The sequence below is a fragment of the Stenotrophomonas sp. Ste96 genome (genome assembly GCF_024519495.1).
Classification (GTDB): Bacteria; Pseudomonadota; Gammaproteobacteria; order Xanthomonadales; family Xanthomonadaceae; genus Stenotrophomonas; species Stenotrophomonas bentonitica_A.
The window spans coordinates 346783-362203 of record NZ_JALJRX010000001.1 but is presented as its reverse complement, the minus strand read 5'-3'; the positions used below and the strand labels follow the sequence as shown (position 1 = coordinate 362203).

The window sequence follows — 15421 nt, the reverse complement described above, 5'->3', positions numbered from 1 at the left end:
CAAAAAGCGCAGCTAATATGTTGCGCTTTTCGCTTTTTGGCTTATTGCTGATCTACCACTCAAAAAAAAATAGGAGATCAGTGTGTTCGAAAGTTTATTTCGCCAATTTAGAACAAAGGTCAAAAGCGCAGACGGCTCGCGCTGGATGCATCTTCACGGAAGGCTTCTCATTGGAAGCGTTGAAAGCAAGGGATTGGGTCCGTTGCACCCCGATGTTATTCGCACTTACTACTACTTCCACAAAGACCGCTATCCGTTGGACGGCGTCATGACCCAGGCGGGATGGGGGCGAGACTGCCAAAGAGCAGATATACGTCGACGAGTCGAGACCAGCTATGTCGGTGTCTATGCATGCTTGCTTAGCACAGCCCTCATCACTGCCATGTTACTTGCCTTCATGATGATGCTGGGCCTAGGTTCTCTTGGAAGCAAGGTAGGTAGTGCAGTTGGTCTCGCGCCGTCATATCAAGCTTGCAAGGCGCAGTATCAGAAATCAATCGAGACTGGATCAGATGTAAACCCGAAGTGCCAAGAAGTTATGGAAAAGGCGGGCGAACTATGATCCCGACTATCTTTCAGGTGCTGAGTGTTCTCGGCAAAGTTCCGGGCTTGAAGCGATTTGTTGATGTTGAAGCGTCAATCCAAGAGCGCACCAATGAAGAAATACATGAAGTGGTCGGCGCATTCGATGACTTCGTTAAAGTCCCAAGCAACATTCTTGTCGATGTCAAAGAAGAAGATCAGGCTATTGTAGAAGCATATGGGGCGATTCAATTCCCTGATGGGTCCTGGCACGTAAGCGATGATTTGAAGCATTCGAAGGATCTTGAATCGTGGATGCCTAACGCGACTGACGACATGATCGTGCGCTTCGAGAATTCTAAGATCACGCGCTCTGGCAAACCAATGGACGCCGTAGTGCTACCTCAAGACACGATCACTGGATCTGTCTCCTCGGCAATGCCATTGATGTTCGCAGCGCTTCCGGTAATCGCATGCGCAGCCTTCATTCTTAGTCGCTTCTTCGGAGCTTATGGATACTTGGCTCTTCTTGCAGCAGTGCCATATCTCAAGGCTATTCGTGTCGACAAATCAGCCTCTCACGCTATTGGCTCTTTCTTCTGCTTGCTGATCGGACCACTATTTGTTGGCATCCAATCGTTGGGTGGTGCGGGCGTGGCAGCATTAAGAAGTCTCATGTCCGGACCGGGTTTAATTCCGCTGGGAATAGTGTTTTTGGTTGTCGTTACCCTCACGTTTGCTTGCTGCTATTTCAGTAGCAAGCAAGGAACCAAACATGAGAAATCACTCGATCTATTCGCGAGAGCGTTGAAGGTCGAAGTCTCATTCGTTGTCTATGCCGTGGCTGTGTCGCTCCTTCCCGCACCGCTGAGCCTAATCTTTATTTTTGCAGTGCCGAACTTGTATTGCATTCGCTACACACAGATTGAGCGCGAAACCCGCACATCTGAGACATCGTCAAACAGCAATCATTTCACAATAGGACGTCATGAGAACACTGCTCGCGGAATGATGAAGAAGCAGTGGATCGCCCAGGCGCTGCGTGCACTCAATGATAAAACGCCGCTTATTCCTTTAGGAAAAGCCACTGGGTTCTTGTTCAACAAGATGTATCGCTTTGCGCCCGTCCCCGGAAAAATGCTGGTGGCTTCGTTAAAGGACACTTCTCAACACATCTTGGTCATCGCCAAGTCTGGTGGCGGCAAGACCTTCTGGCTTCGAAAGTTCATGGCATTGGTCAAGTTGACGAAATGGGCAGGAGCCATTGTCGGTGACGGCAAAAATGTGCTGGTTCGCGAAGTGATGAGCTTGATGGATATCGTGATTGAGCCTGGTATCAACCTGTCTCTAAGCCAAGGGATGAATGCTCAACAGCTTGTCCAGGCGTTTAGAGAGTTGAAGCGAAAGGGCAAAATGTCCGAGGACGAAAGCAGCTTCTGGACAAGCATGGGCTTCATCGTCTTAGAGCACGTAGCGATGATTGTTGAAGCGGCATGCGAAGCCGAGAAGTTTGTTCGCAGCAACACGGCACTATTGATCTCTGACGAAGAACAGCAGTTGATCAAATTCACTTCCATCGAGCGATTGGCTGAGCTGGAGGGTGATCAAGAGCGATTGTCGCACGCCAAAAATGCAATTGCTGAGACCAGAGCAAATATCCGCAAGTTGGAAGCATCTTTGAAGCAGCCGCGCTCGTGCTACTGGACAATTGGTCAGATCCAGCGCTTCTTAAATGTAGTCAATCAGATCAAGCAAACGGAAAAAGGGTTCGAGCTCCACGAAGAGTTCCGGGGCGCGTTCGACTTCATTGAAAAATCTGGCTATCTGAATGTTGCGGATGCAGCCAACCAGATCAAAGGGTCAGTCTCGTATTTCGCAAACACCTGGGCAGTGATGGCACCTGAAACCCGCACCAGCATCACTTCGAACATCGACAACGCCTTGAACGACGTCTTCCGTGGGCGACATCTCAAAAACGCGGATGGAGTTCTGTGGGCCGACACCGAGACAGGCATCGACTTTCAAGGCGTGTTGACCAATAAGCTTTGGATCGGGGTGAACTTGCCAACGATGGTCCATGGGGTGGGTGGACAGATCACAGCAGACATCGTGCGAATGCGAGTCTACAACCTCATCAAAAATCGCCCTGTCAATTGGGCTGACCTTGAAGGGCACAACCCTGTCTTCAACTTCATCGATGAGGCTCAGTCGGTCATCGGCGAAGCAGAGCGTGATTTAATCGCAATGGCACGAAGCTTGGGCTGCTACTTCGTGTTCTTGACGCAGAATATCAGCTCCTTCCTTGCTAATTTCAGTGAGCACGGGGCGCACAACTTGTTCGAGCTATTTGCTACCAAAGTTCTTATGCAGAACGAAAGCTCACATAGCACATACAAGTATTTCCAAGAAATGTTGGGCAAAGCCAGGCTCACGCCATATAAAACCGCGTCAGTGGGGATCAACAACCAGGCTATGCTCCAGCGCTACGCCAATAGCGCCCTGGTAGATCCTGAGCACCCCGATGCTGTCTTCATGCAGAAGCTGAGAGAGAAGGGAGTCGGCGCGATCCAGAACTCCTATGTCCACTCCGCTCCCCGACAAATCGACGTAAAGGATGCGGCGCACCGCTTTGAAGACGTTGCTCGAATTAAGAACTTCGATCTTGAAACAGTGCAGGGCACTGAGTTGTCCTGGGTGATGGACGATGATGACTTTGCTAACACGCTCTTCCAGGGCCAGGCCTTGATCGTCGTGTCGCGCGCCGGGTCAACGCGAACGGAAATCTGTGAAGTCGGAGGACTAGAAGCAGATCAAGTGGAGGATTTCATGCGAGAGAACCGTAGGGTCTGATTGCTTAATCTCCATAGAATTAGCCCCGATTGCTCGGGGCTAATTGCTTTACAAGACCCAAAATTGCCTTACGTTGGTTTTACCCCAACTTTGGAGACCATTCATGACAAGCTTTGCAGAAGCACAAAAGAGACGCAACGATTTCTATCAAAACAACCCCGGTCCACAGGTGACAATGACTGATCAAGTCAAATCATTCAAGCAAGACGAGCAAAAGATCACTTCACAAGTGAGCGATGCTCTGAGAACTGAACTTACTTCACTGTCTAAGAGCTCCGATCCGGAGTTGCTTAAATCCAAGGTTAGTCAGGTTGAATTCCAAAGCAGGCTGTCGGTCTATCGCTCTGACCAAATTGAAGAGATCATACAAGCGCAAACGCTGAACGCGGAGCGCGTGTCACGCAGTCAGAACAACGACGGCTATCAGAAGCAGTTCATCAACCGAGATGGCATTGACGAAGAGAAGCAACACGAAGAGAAATTCAATGCATTCATGCGTGAAAATGGACGTGTTCCGGTTGAAGGCGAGATTGAGAAATTCACTCCCAAGCCAACGCTGACTCAGTCGGAAAAGCCCTGGGAACAAAAGCCCAAAGCACAGTCAATATGAAAATAGGCCCTTCGGGGCCTTTTTCTTATACCTCAATCTCTTGACTTTCGTTGCATCTGCCTTTGACTGATTTTACTCAAACAAAAAAATCGGAGATGCACAAATGATCAATGCTATCGAACGCCTGCCAATCATGCAGCGTGACCTTGTCAGAATGAATGCTCGTGCGAACCCTTGGCAACAAAAGCTCATTGAAGTGGCGAATTCAGTGTGCTTGGGTAGGTCTGATAGTCCCCCTGCCGTTGATGACATCACTTGCATCTTCCTCCACAACCTTTCGATGCTTGATCATCCCAGCGAATGGATTGGTGATCATCGCTATGAAGCTTCCAGCTACGTCGATCACTTGCACGGTCTTCTGATGTTTGGCGCTGATCCAAATGCACAGTTGAGCAACGGGCGCAATCTCTTGGATGTTCTCACCGCCGAAGGCCGATATTGGTGCTGGAAAGACGCAAGCGAGAACATCCCAGACCTTGTGCTTGCTGCTTTTTCGCTCGGCGCTGTCGCATCTGCTGATGCAGCTAAGGCAATGATCCTTCCTGTCTATCAGAACATCCACGCTGGTCAGATTGATCACGAGAGTAATCACATTGTCTCATTGATCGACCGCGTGTTGCTTGATCAAACTTCGGCATATGTCCCGCTGACCAAGATTGGAGTTCGTTTATGAGCAAGAAGCCAATATTGATCAGCCATTCGTTCAGTAGTGGTGGTCTGTCGTTTTGTCTTGTTGATGAAATCTACTTTGACGAAGCCAATTATGAGCTTATCAAAGTCGACTTGGCTGCTCCGCCTCTGCCACCGCTTGCCCATACTCCGATGGCGATGCAGGGATTTAGGGTAAATCATTTGTTGCGGGAGGTGCGTGACATCGCTCGTGATCTTAAGAGGCCCGTGCGATCAAGTTCGGGCTGCAATTCTTGGAAATGTGATCTAGATATTGCCCAGGAAGAACTTGAGAGCAAGAAGCGCCATGAAATAGACCGTATAGATCGACTTCTAGATCAGAGGGGCGCACTACAAAGAAATACGCCTAAGGTAAGTCTTGTTCATAAGCCGGTGCGCTTATGAGGAACATCCTTAGTAGATTGATTGATGCGAGTAGGGGGTCCATCTGGGACGGCTTTGGGATCCTTCGTCATGACTATGACGAAGGGCTGATCGACTTCATGTGCGGTTCGAGGCAGGTGAGCTGGCGTGGGCCCGAGAGGGCGCTTGTCGTTGGGGAGCTCGCTGAAAAGCTGTCAATGTGCTGCCCGGAGCTAGACCCCGAAGAAAAGGACATCGAGTTAGCCGAAATGGCTGCTAAATCCCAGCATCAGGGCCCTGAGTCCTGGTTGTTCCGTGAAATGAGGGATCTGGTCGTTGATGGTGCCAATCCCGAATTTTTGACTGAGCAAGGCAGCTACTTGCAACTACTCATGCGGTATTACTCCATAGCGCGTTCGCTAGAGCACGAGTATGACGCGGATGTTGTTGGGGACCTACTGCTCTGCCTGTCAAAGATCGATAGTCTCGATGTCTCCTCCGAGAACGCGGCTGTCGTCGCCGCCTTGCTGAATTGTGAGAGTCCGGCAGGGTCGCCGTTGATCACTGCTGACGATGTCAGGTCGTTGGCTGCAAGCAATGATCGAGCCGCTCTTGAACGATCCACTTTGCATGTGTTGGCGCAGCCACAAGCTTCCAGGCGTCTATGAAGGCAGTGGTCTACAACGCCTTCGGCAAAGTCTCGACCTCCATTCCGCCGAGCCAGCCAGTGCGGCGGGTTGACCATGGCGTAGCCCTATTCCTGATCTTGTTCCTAACTGCCTATCCAGGCCTCACGTGGCTCACCTGGCAGCTTCCAGGTAGCCCACTGAGCCCGAGCCTGTCATTTGACCTCTTGGGGGCACCCGCTGCCCTTTTGCATTGGCTTTCTCTTGGCTCGCTCTTCCCCAATGCCGCTCATGCTTACACCAGCTTCCTTTGGGAGCCTTGGAAGGTGTGGGTCCGGGTTGGTCCCTCGCTGTTTGTGAGCTTGGCAGTAGCAACCTGGGTAGGTGCAAAGGCGCTGGAACCCCGGTCCAACACTTGGCATGTGTCCGGCCCAAGTTTGCTGGATGGAAAAGCAGCGATCAGAGAGGCACGTCGCCGCTCGATGAAGCCACGGCAGATCAAGGAGGATGGATGGCTAGGATGAGCTTGAAGCTCCACCCAGAGTTGCACCTACCCAAGTCTCACTGGTCGAGGCACACGCTCTTACAGGGCTCAGTGGGAAGCGGCAAGACGCAGATCTTGTTGCCGATCATTGAGCAGATCATCCGGGCGGATCACAAGCTGTTTTTGTTCGACACGAAGGGCGACTTCACGAGCTACTTCAAGAATCCGATCATTGTTTGCCCTTTCGATGAGCGCTCCTACTATTGGGACATAGCCGCTGACTGCCGTTATCCACTGCAAGCCGCGATGCTTGCAGAGATCCTCATCCCTGGGAGCCCTGATCAAAAAAATGGTGATTTCTGGTCGATGGCAGCAAGGCAGCTGCTCGTCGCCGCTATCCGATCCCTTCAAGTGGAAACGCCCGGCGTGTGGACGTGGGCCGATCTGGCATTGCTCAAAAACCAGTCGGCGGCGGCCATGCTTCCCATGATCCAGGAGCACTTTGATTCTGCGAGTAGCTTGGTAGAGAACACGGAGAGTCAGACCACAGCCTCATTGCTGTCTACGCTTGTTGCTCAAACGAAGATGATCGATGACATGGCCATGGCCTGGCCCGTGCGCAAAGAGAATCGCCGCTTTGCCATCACGGAGTGGGCTCAGGATGGCTATAAAGGACGCAAGCAAGTCATAGTGCAAAGCGGCCCAGAGGAGGGCATGACGAAGGCTTACATCAGCGCTTTGGTCAATCTTGCGATCCCAGAGATCATCTCCCCTAAGCTCCCAGATGCGGAGAAGGATCGCTTCATTGGGTTTGTCTTCGACGAGCTGGCGACGGCCGGTAGGCTCAACATCGGTCCTCTGATTGACAAAGGCCGAAGCAAAGGAGTGGTCTTCATAGGGTGCTATCAGAACATCGCCCAAGTAGCCCAGGTCTACGGCGATAAATTCGCCGAAGCGATGTCGTCTATGGTCGGCACTCACATCATCTGTCAGTTGCAGATCGGTGAGACAAGAGAGAAGGCCGCTCAGCAACTTGGCAAGCATCGTGTTGCGTATCGAACGCATGATGACAACGTTGCTGTCCATGAAGAGAGCAGGGCACTTATCAGCCCAGGTGAGCTTACAGACCGCCTTGGCCCGCGCAAAGGCAAGCACTACGGCCCGCATGGTTTTGGGGTGCGAGCAATCGTTCAGATGGGCGGAGATCCATTGCTCTTGGACTTTCCTGGTGTCGTCATGAGGACCAAGCGTCCTGGGCAGATCCCCGCTCGCTGGATGGCTCAACCTCACCAGCGCAACAACCTGGCCATTCCCGGACCTACTCAGGCTGCATCTCTTAGCGCTCAGCCAAAGCGGGTGGGGATGACGAAAGAAGAGATCGATCAGTTCTTTCGAGAATGATGCAAAGCATCCACACCCAACCACGTCCTTTGATCTTGACGTTTGCTCTGAATGCCTTTGACTGATCACATCACATCACATTAGAGGAGATCAGTCTTGATTCCAATTACCGCACTTACAGCGCAAGGCAGGAACAAAGACGGCAAGGCAGTCGTTGAATATCTGCTCGCTACCGAGGGCCTAGTTCGCTACTACAACGGCGAGGTTCAAGAGGTCTCGGCGTCATATTGGGGCGGTAAGCTCGCGCATGAAATCAAGCTCGCTGGCGTTGCTGTGGACGGTAGGCATATGCTCTCTCTATGCGACGGATTTCATCCTTTCACTCATGAACCGCTTTGCCAGAATGCCGGCGAAAAGCCGGTCCTGAAACCAAAGTTCGATGCGAAGGGTGCTCCGCTCCTTGATGAAGATGGCAACCAGGTCATGATTGAACAAGGCGGTCACCGAGTTGGTTATGAGCTGACGTTTAGCGCACCAAAGTCGTTGTCCACCGTGTTTGCACTGGCAGATCAAGACGAGCGAGAGAAAATACTGGAAGTCCAGCGTAGGGCTGTCGAGCGGGCCTTTGGCTACATCGAAAGCAAGGTCGAGACCAGGCGTGATCAAGGTGGCAAGACTGTCATCCCAGTCGATGGGTTGATCGTCTCTTTTCATCAGCATCTAAGTTCAAGGAATCTGGACCCTCAGATTCACACCCATGCGCTTGCCATGGGTGTTGCGAAGGGGGCCGATGGGAAGTGGGGCACATACGATAGCTACGAGATTTTCGCTCATCGCAAAGCGGCTGATGAGATCTACAAGAACGAGCTCGCTGCGGGCTTGAAAGCCTTGGGTTACAAGATTGAACAGCACGCCGAGGTCAATGCCCTGGGCGAGAAGACGGGTGTCCGCACATGGGAGGTCCTTGGAACTGAGAAACTATCGAAGCTCTGGTCAAGTCGTCGCGAAGACATCTTGAAGCATCAGCAAGAAAACGGGGGGACGATGCAGCAAGCGTCTCTTGCTACACGCAAGCACAAGGATGAACCTACCTTCCTTGAGCTAGTTGAAGCCTGGAAACAGGATGCTATTGAGTTGAAGAAGCAGCACCCCGAGCTTCTGATGACGATTGATGAGATCAAGCAGCAGAAAAGCACCAGGGAGTTCGTCCCTGCTACTGACGAAGAGATCTTGGAGCTTCTCCACGAGAACGAAGCAATTTTTTATGAAAAGGAGCTTCGCTTTCGTTTAGGCCAAGCCAACTCTGGGATGATTGATTCAAGGCAATTAGACGTCATGGTCTCGGACTTCATCCAGCGCAACAATCTTGTGCGTGTCTGCCCTGAGCGAATCCACACGGACGACATGGGCTCATCCCTTGCTCGCCGGCATACAGAGGAGCGCTTTGCAGCCCCGTGGATGGTGTCCATGGAGCAGGAGATCCTGCATAAGACACTGAGCCGCGAAGGCGAGGTTTTCCAACATGTGCCGCTCGATAAGCTCAACGACGCCATCCAAGCCTTCGAAGCCGCAAAAGGCTTCCAGATAAGTGCAGAGCAGCGGGAAGCGGTGGAGCACCTCACCGTCGATACAGGGGGCGTGGGCGTGCTTTCAGGGCTTGCTGGGACTGGTAAGACGACAGTGAGCCTGATCTACGCAGAGGCCTTCAAAGCTGATGGGCGCACCGTGCTAGGAGCCTGCGTTTCGAACGAGGCGGCCGAAAAGCTTCATCAGGAATCGGGCCTTGTGTGCACCAGCGTTGCCAAGCTGATCAGTGACCTGGACAAGTCCAAGCTCAAACTGACGGATAAGCACGTTGTCGTCTTAGATGAAGCAGGAATGGTAGACAGCCGCCAGACTCGGGACCTGATGGCCTATTGCCAAAAGGCAGGAGCAAAGCTCATCTTGCAGGGTGACCAAGAGCAGATTCAGCCGGTGGGTGCGGGCTCGGGCATGTCCATTGCAAAAGAGGCCATTGGCGACGCAAAGCTCACTGAAATTCGTCGTCAGAAGACTGCTCAGGATCGTCATACAGCAGGGCTCTTCTACAACTATGGCGCTGATGGCAAGGTGCGGAACGCAGACAAGGTGCAGTCACGCAGTGACATCATTGAGAAGAGCAAGAAGATCTTCCAAGCGCTTGCAGACAACGGCCAGGTAGACGAATGGGCGACCAGTGAGCAAGCCAAAAAGGCGTGCATCAAAGCCTATTTCAACAGTGCTGCACCTACCCAAGAGCGTCTCATTCTTGTTCACTCGAACGAGGATATGCAGGATCTCAATCGACGGGTCCGTCAGGAATTGAAGGCGAGAGGTCAGGTAGACAAAGAGGACTTCACTTTCCGATCTATTGGCAAAAATAAGGTGTTTCGTGACCTTACGTTGAGCCGGGGTGATCAGGTCATCTTTAACGTCAAAGATGAAGGCCTGGATGTCATCAACGGGACCAAAGGGACGGTGAAGAGCATCAAGCGAAGCAGTGCGGGTGGGGTGACTCTTGGGGTGGAGATCGAGCGCAACGGGGTCACGAAGACGATCCGCTTTGACTCGCATGAATACAGTGCTCTTGATCTGTCATATTGCTCAACGATCCATAAGGCCCAGGGCCAGGGCAAGACGGACGTCTTTCACCTGGGTCATGCGGGGATGACCGACAACCAGAGCGCTTTGGTGGCCTTTACCCGACTGACGAAAGGCAGCTATACCCTGTTTGCCGATTCGATGAGCCTGGACCAGATTAAAGGGAAGCTTGGGCAGCAGCGGCTCAAAGAGAACGCCATCGAGGTGAAGAAGCCAATGCGGGCGAAGCAGCCGGACCTAAAGAACGAGTTTGAGCAGCTGGGTCAGCAGCTGGGGCAAAAATTGAAGGTCAATTTCGGCTTCGTTGAGCGTTTGACCGCTCGTCGGAATAGGCAGGCTAGGATGGCGTTAACACGTTGATTCTGCTCTAGATATGGTGCAGCATTCCCTTGCCGGGGTTGGCCTGGTCAAAGGAATGGACATGAGCTTTCTTACCAAGTTCTCCAACATCTTGAACCAGCAAAACAAGGAAGCTGTGGATCAGGGGCTTGATAGCATCCATGGTGACCAAGTCGCTCACCAGGCCGACCGGGCCCGGGCCTATCGGGGACAGGCGCGCACCGCTCAGTTCCAGAACGTGCAGCTCGCAAACCAGGTCCACGATGCAGCTGCGGAGCTTGCCGTGGTCAAGGCACAGCTTGCAAAAGAGCGAGAGAAGACAAAGCTCTTCGAAGACTGCTTGATCGGGGATCATGCGGTCATTTCGACGCTCGAAAGCGTGATCCGTGTGCTTCGACCGTCAGATCTGAGCGATGAAGCGCTGCGTGAGCTTGTCAACGAGAAGGTGAGCAAGGCGCGTGTCAGTTCGGAAGTTGTTCAGGGGGGTAAAAATCGACTCACCATCTTGCAAGAGGGTGATGAGTTCTCTGATCACCCCGATGGCGGGTTCTTCTACGAGTTCTACTGAGCACCTTTTCAATGAAAAACCGCCGAAAGGCGGTTTTTTTGCGTCAGGCACCTGGAACTCTTGCGCGTCCAACGGTTACGACGTGCTCGCGAACACGTGGGATGGCTTCTGATACACGACCTGCGAGAAGGATCAACGCTGGATCGCTGTTATACATCTTGACCCACATGCGCTCTCGGATACACAGATCAAGCACCCGAACCTGCTTAAGCAGTTCTTCGTAATCGGGGATTGCAAGTCCGCGAAGCATCGTGACGCTACCAGACAGCGATGATCCCATTTCTTCCCAAAGATCTGCTGATTCTGCCTCACCAAGCGCACTCTGCACGCCTGAGTAGACCATCATCCACCGCGCAAAATCTTCCGTCACATTGAGGTCCTTGCTGTAACGGTAGTAGCCATAAGCCTTGGACAAAATCCAAATTCCAGCCGCGCACAGGGCGACTGTCCCAATCAATTCAAGCATCCTTGCAGCATCCATGGAAAATTGTGGAGGCACTATACATCAGGCTTAATAGCTTGGGGCTCCAGTCTCTGACGATGATTGCACGATCAAATTACGGCCGAAATCTTGACACCTAGCTGATTCGCCTTTTGATGAAAAGACCCATCAGAGGAGATCACAATGAAAAACATCCCACATCCACTTTTGCTCTCAGTCGTTGTGGCGAGCTTCGTCACCATGCTCGTGCTTTGGCCGAGCTATGGAGCTTCGCCCTTCCAACTCTCTACATACATGGCATCAGCTGCCCTCGCACTGGCTCTGTGCTTAACGCGCTTGAAGAAGATCTTGGTGGCAGAGCGAGTAAAGGCCAAGCGATGAGGTCTCGAGGCTTTGCACTCGTCGAGCTCAGCCTTGTCGTTGGCCTTGCTGCGATAGCCGGTGTAGGTGCCTGGATGGCCTTCGGTCCCACATCCGCTGGCACAAGGATCCAACAAGAAGCGGCAAGTCTTACCCAACTGGCTGACGCCATCGCTGCGGACTTCGCCGTCGAAGAAGGGCGCTATCAAAGCGTCAGCACAGCAAGCGCCGTTGAGCGTGGGTTGGCCCCGTCTGCCTGGGTAGTCGGCCAGGAACTGAACTCTCGTAGCTTAGGCAGCATCGAGCTCTCACCCCTCAATGCAGGGCAGGGCTTCCGAATCACCGCGACTGCATTCCAGGCGAACCTGTGCCTAGGGCTGGTGCAGAGCTCTGCCAGGGCGTTTTCGGAAGTCCACGTCAATGGTGTGCTTGTCTACTCTCGACGTTCAATCAATCACAGTGCGTTAGCTGAGAGCTGCGCCGAGGGTGGCGAGGTCGCCTTTGATCGTCGTTGATCAGCGAGAAGCGGCATTCAAACCCGCTACGATCTCATCAATGAACTGCTTCTTGCCGATGAGCGACAGCATGTCTTCGCCGAACTGAACGGGGGGCTCCATGGCTGAAACGAACATCACACCATTGCCGCGACCAACTAACGAAACGCATTCTGCACCGCTTACCGCAGTGACATAGCCAATGTAGAAGATGAAGGGTTTTTCGTGCCGGACACATTTTACAGCGGTCGTTCCGTGCTTCTCAAAAAAATTCCTGATAGCCGCATTGTTGACATGCCCGATCAAGACTTGGTCGTCCGTGTTCAACGAAGTCTGCGTAGCGGCGAGCAGTTTGTTGACACCAGCAATGTCCACTGCATATTTGACGACGACAAAAACGACGAGTGAAATGCCGCATGTAGGAATAGCGAGTGCAAGTGCTGCGATTAAGGAGATGATAAAAAGTGGCACACTTCACTCCGTTGAAGCTGGCTGAATAGACAAATGACTAGTGACTGATAGTATTGCAGTTGTTGATTTTTGTGAAGTAGTTCACAGATCCGACGGCGGACCCGCCACCGTCCCTAATACAAAAAAGATGGGGGCTCCCTCACTCAAAAAGGGAGCCCCCGCCCAGGGAGAAGGAGATCGGATCTCCCTGGGGTTGAAGAATAATTATTGGCCGAGGTTGACTGAGATCCCGATACCACCCTGCACGGATCCGCCGCCCATACCTTTTGAGAAGCCTGCTGAGAGGTTGACCTTCTCACTCACGCGGGCCTTCCAACCCACCGCCACAGCAGCTTTGTTGCCATAGAAGCCAACGCCGGCTGTCGCATGCACTTCGCCGATGACGCCAGAAGTCTGGGCACCCATCATGCTGGCGAATGCTGCCGATTGTGCCCCTTGGATCTTGACGTCACGTTCCAGGTTGCCAATGCGTTGAGTGGTGTCTTCCCATCGATCCGACCACTGTTGCTGCATGTCATAGAGCTGACCGCCATTGACCGCGTCTGTTGATCCCTGGGAGATCGAGCCGTTGCCCACCCCGGTTACCCGGTTGCCACCAGCGTTGATTCCATCACCGTTGATGATGGTCTTGGCTACCTTGATCGATCCTTGATCGCTCAGCTCGACTTGATTTGAGAGGCTCACAGTAGTGCTCCCATCTACTTGGGTCTGAACTTCGATGTTCTTGCCAGCTGCCACATTGGCCGAGCCGTCATTCCCATCTTGACCTGGATCGCCCTTATCGCCTTTGTCGCCCTGCGCTCCTGTCTCACCTTTCTCGCCCTGCGGTCCAGGAGTGTTGGATCCACCGCCGCCTGGTGCGTTCTCCAAGCCGGTCACCCGTCCATCCAGGTCTGCCAGAGCATCCCCCACGGTGTTGTAGCTCGCACCGCTTAAGAAGTTGAAGCTTGGAGCTGTGATGGTGTTTGTGACCGCGTTGTAGCTGGCTCCGCCACCCAAATAGCTGGTGGTCGAAGAGAGAGCGCTTTGGGTGTTGGTGACTTGAACGGAGACGCTGTTGAGCTGACCCATATTGACCGCGTCAGTCTCATCTAGGCCGCTCGCGATGTTCGTCAAGCGAACAGGCTGACCTGCGGCGCTCCCAAAGCTCGCGGTCATTGATTCGGTGCACGATGCACCGTAGCCAATGGCAATACAGTCCTGGCCAGCCGTTGCGTAAGCACCCAAAGCCACCGACGATTCGCCAGCAACGGTTTGATGTCCGCCCGCAAAGGCAGAATCACCCGCTGAACTGAGGCTTCCGATGACCGTCGATCCATAGAGCGAAGCCGCGCTATCTGCGCCAATCACCGTGTTGTAGGTGCCAGCTGCCTTGGCCCCGGGACCTGCTGCTACGACCGACTGACCGCTCGCTTGGGTGGCATCCGTGCCATCTGATACGGGAGATGTCGCCTTAAAATAGGGGGAGGCTGATCCACTGCTTGGCTTGTTGTCCAAGGCAGTTAGAGCAGCTCCAACAGTCGTGTAAGTGCCTGTGGAAAGAGCATAGCTTGGAGCATTGAAGGCACCATACGTGAAGCTCGCTCCACCGCCCAGTGATGCAGCAAGTGGTGCAATCTGGCTCACGATCACCGCGTCATTTGCGGCCTGGCCGGCTGCAACATTGACAATGCGGCGACGTAAGCTGCTGTCACCCACAGAAACGGTGTTGGAGCCGCCATCCGTCGAGCCGTGGCCTAAGGAGACGGCATTTTGGGACGACGCTTCGCCACCAATAGCGATTGTGCGAGCACCAGTAGCTTGCCCGCCGATGGCAATCGCTGAGCCAAACATGCTGCCGTTGGCCACTGCGCCTGAGCCAATGGCAATGCTGCCGATGGTGCCGGCGTAAGCTCGGTAGCCTAGGGCTACCGCTTGCTGGCCAGCGACAGAAAAATTGCCGATTGCCGAACCGCCCCAGGCAGATGAGGCCGTATCGCCAAAGGCAACGCCGCCGTCTGTATTGTTAGCCCGATTCCCAACGACAGTGGCCGTTCCGATTGGGTTGGCATCGATGGAGTTGTCTGTGACTCCTCCGGTAGTCAGCCACGCCGAAGCGCCGTTGCCGAGCACGAGACAGCCGACTACACCATTGTCCCGGCATGTGGCGTTCTGGGAGCCTTTGATGATCATTTGATCGCCGACTGTGTCAGCCATGGCCGGATGGGCGAAGGCTGCAAGTGCGAACGACAGCGCAAGTGAGAGTTTGCGGAAGGCATTCATTGCTTCACCCCACAGACAAACATGGGGCCAGGCACTGCGCTGATCTTTCCGTCTTTGCTTGGCTTAGAGATCACGACTTCTTGGAAGCTCGCTCCTTTCTTTGATGCAAAGGTCGCGGTGTAGCGCCCGTCTCTGCCTGTGCGTGCTTCCGCGACGGGTGATGTTCCCTGGTTGGCGCGAACAACGATATGGGCGTCAGAGACGAGTTCGTTAGCAACGATCAGTGCGCCTTCGACTGTGCAAACGCCGTTCTGGAAAGTCACTGTTGGCTTGACGGCCGCATTGAATGCTTGCGGATCGACAGTTGTGATCACTGTTGCAAATGTGGGGGCTGATAAAAAGGCAAGAAGTGGGATAAATAATTTAAACACTGGATCTCCGTCTCGTTGAGTTGTCTTTAA

Annotated in this window: 14 protein-coding genes; 10 read left to right on the top strand and 4 right to left on the bottom strand. The window is 53.2% G+C overall.

Annotation, left to right across the window (positions count from 1 at the left end):
- The first annotated feature begins 82 nt into the window (after window positions 1-82).
- The 9 genes from OC373_RS01650 to OC373_RS01610 all read left to right on the top strand — a co-directional run bounded on the left by OC373_RS01650 (window position 83) and on the right by OC373_RS01610 (window position 10991).
- Window positions 83-562 (top strand): hypothetical protein, encoded by a 480-nt coding sequence (locus tag OC373_RS01650; protein ID WP_261996891.1) that lies wholly within the window; start codon window positions 83-85, stop codon window positions 560-562.
- Entirely contained in the window at window positions 559-3372 is a 2814-nt protein-coding gene (locus OC373_RS01645; protein ID WP_261996890.1) for a TraG/TraD/VirD4 family protein, read from the top strand. Before OC373_RS01650 ends, OC373_RS01645 begins: the two co-directional genes overlap by 4 nt.
- Window positions 3373-3475: 103 nt before the next feature.
- Complete coding sequence (locus OC373_RS01640; protein ID WP_261996889.1) at window positions 3476-3982, top strand: hypothetical protein; 507 nt, start codon at window positions 3476-3478, stop codon at window positions 3980-3982.
- A 103-nt stretch (window positions 3983-4085) separates the two neighbouring features.
- A complete protein-coding gene (locus OC373_RS01635; protein WP_261996888.1) occupies window positions 4086-4655 on the top strand; it encodes a hypothetical protein in 570 nt (189 codons plus the stop codon).
- The gene (locus OC373_RS01630; RefSeq protein ID WP_261996887.1) at window positions 4652-5056 is read left to right on the top strand and encodes a hypothetical protein; all 405 of its coding nucleotides are present in this window, start codon (window positions 4652-4654) and stop codon (window positions 5054-5056) included. The genes OC373_RS01635 and OC373_RS01630 overlap by 4 nt, the downstream gene beginning before the upstream one ends.
- Window positions 5053-5682: a hypothetical protein gene (locus OC373_RS01625; RefSeq protein WP_261996886.1), complete on the top strand. Its 630-nt coding sequence runs from the start codon at window positions 5053-5055 to the stop codon at window positions 5680-5682. The genes OC373_RS01630 and OC373_RS01625 overlap by 4 nt, the downstream gene beginning before the upstream one ends.
- A gap of 478 nt (window positions 5683-6160) precedes the next feature.
- On the top strand, window positions 6161-7525 hold the full coding sequence (locus OC373_RS01620) for a type IV secretion system DNA-binding domain-containing protein (RefSeq protein WP_261996885.1): 1365 nt from the start codon (window positions 6161-6163) through the stop codon (window positions 7523-7525).
- 96 nt (window positions 7526-7621) lie between these two features.
- Window positions 7622-10444 (top strand): MobF family relaxase, encoded by a 2823-nt coding sequence (gene mobF, locus OC373_RS01615; protein WP_261996884.1) that lies wholly within the window; start codon window positions 7622-7624, stop codon window positions 10442-10444.
- Window positions 10445-10505: 61 nt separating this feature from the next.
- Window positions 10506-10991: a hypothetical protein gene (locus OC373_RS01610; RefSeq protein WP_261996883.1), complete on the top strand. Its 486-nt coding sequence runs from the start codon at window positions 10506-10508 to the stop codon at window positions 10989-10991.
- A gap of 43 nt (window positions 10992-11034) precedes the next feature.
- On the opposite strand, the gene OC373_RS01605 is transcribed toward OC373_RS01610, so the two are convergent.
- The gene (locus tag OC373_RS01605) at window positions 11035-11457 is read right to left on the bottom strand and encodes a hypothetical protein (protein ID WP_261996882.1); all 423 of its coding nucleotides are present in this window, start codon (window positions 11455-11457) and stop codon (window positions 11035-11037) included.
- Between the two features lie 131 nt (window positions 11458-11588).
- Here OC373_RS01605 and OC373_RS01600 point away from each other — a divergent pair, with 131 nt between their 5' ends.
- On the top strand, window positions 11589-12308 hold the full coding sequence (locus OC373_RS01600) for a hypothetical protein (RefSeq protein WP_261996881.1): 720 nt from the start codon (window positions 11589-11591) through the stop codon (window positions 12306-12308).
- Here OC373_RS01600 and OC373_RS01595 read toward each other — a convergent pair whose 3' ends face one another.
- The 3 genes from OC373_RS01595 to OC373_RS01585 all read right to left on the bottom strand — a co-directional run bounded on the left by OC373_RS01595 (window position 12309) and on the right by OC373_RS01585 (window position 15391).
- Window positions 12309-12758 (bottom strand): hypothetical protein, encoded by a 450-nt coding sequence (locus tag OC373_RS01595; RefSeq protein WP_261996880.1) that lies wholly within the window; start codon window positions 12756-12758, stop codon window positions 12309-12311.
- A gap of 204 nt (window positions 12759-12962) precedes the next feature.
- Window positions 12963-15020: a YadA-like family protein gene (locus OC373_RS01590; RefSeq protein ID WP_261996879.1), complete on the bottom strand. Its 2058-nt coding sequence runs from the start codon at window positions 15018-15020 to the stop codon at window positions 12963-12965.
- Window positions 15017-15391 carry a hypothetical protein gene (locus OC373_RS01585; protein ID WP_261996878.1) on the bottom strand — a complete coding sequence of 125 codons (375 nt, stop codon included), beginning with the start codon at window positions 15389-15391 and terminating at the stop codon, window positions 15017-15019. Before OC373_RS01585 ends, OC373_RS01590 begins: the two co-directional genes overlap by 4 nt.
- Window positions 15392-15421: the final 30 nt, after the last annotated feature.

Excerpts from the sequence above, each read along its gene's own strand:
- OC373_RS01645 (WP_261996890.1), top strand. The coding sequence starts at position 559 with ATGATCCCGACTATCTTTCAGGTGCTGAGTGTTCTCGGCAAAGTTCCG.
- OC373_RS01640 (WP_261996889.1), top strand. The coding sequence starts at position 3,476 with ATGACAAGCTTTGCAGAAGCACAAAAGAGACGCAACGATTTCTATCAA.
- OC373_RS01635 (WP_261996888.1), top strand. The coding sequence starts at position 4,086 with ATGATCAATGCTATCGAACGCCTGCCAATCATGCAGCGTGACCTTGTC.
- OC373_RS01630 (WP_261996887.1), top strand. The coding sequence starts at position 4,652 with ATGAGCAAGAAGCCAATATTGATCAGCCATTCGTTCAGTAGTGGTGGT.
- OC373_RS01625 (WP_261996886.1), top strand. The coding sequence starts at position 5,053 with ATGAGGAACATCCTTAGTAGATTGATTGATGCGAGTAGGGGGTCCATC.
- OC373_RS01620 (WP_261996885.1), top strand. The coding sequence starts at position 6,161 with ATGAGCTTGAAGCTCCACCCAGAGTTGCACCTACCCAAGTCTCACTGG.
- OC373_RS01610 (WP_261996883.1), top strand. The coding sequence starts at position 10,506 with ATGAGCTTTCTTACCAAGTTCTCCAACATCTTGAACCAGCAAAACAAG.
- OC373_RS01605 (WP_261996882.1), bottom strand. The coding sequence starts at position 11,457 with ATGCTTGAATTGATTGGGACAGTCGCCCTGTGCGCGGCTGGAATTTGG.
- OC373_RS01600 (WP_261996881.1), top strand. The coding sequence starts at position 11,589 with ATGAAAAGACCCATCAGAGGAGATCACAATGAAAAACATCCCACATCC.
- OC373_RS01590 (WP_261996879.1), bottom strand. The coding sequence starts at position 15,020 with ATGAATGCCTTCCGCAAACTCTCACTTGCGCTGTCGTTCGCACTTGCA.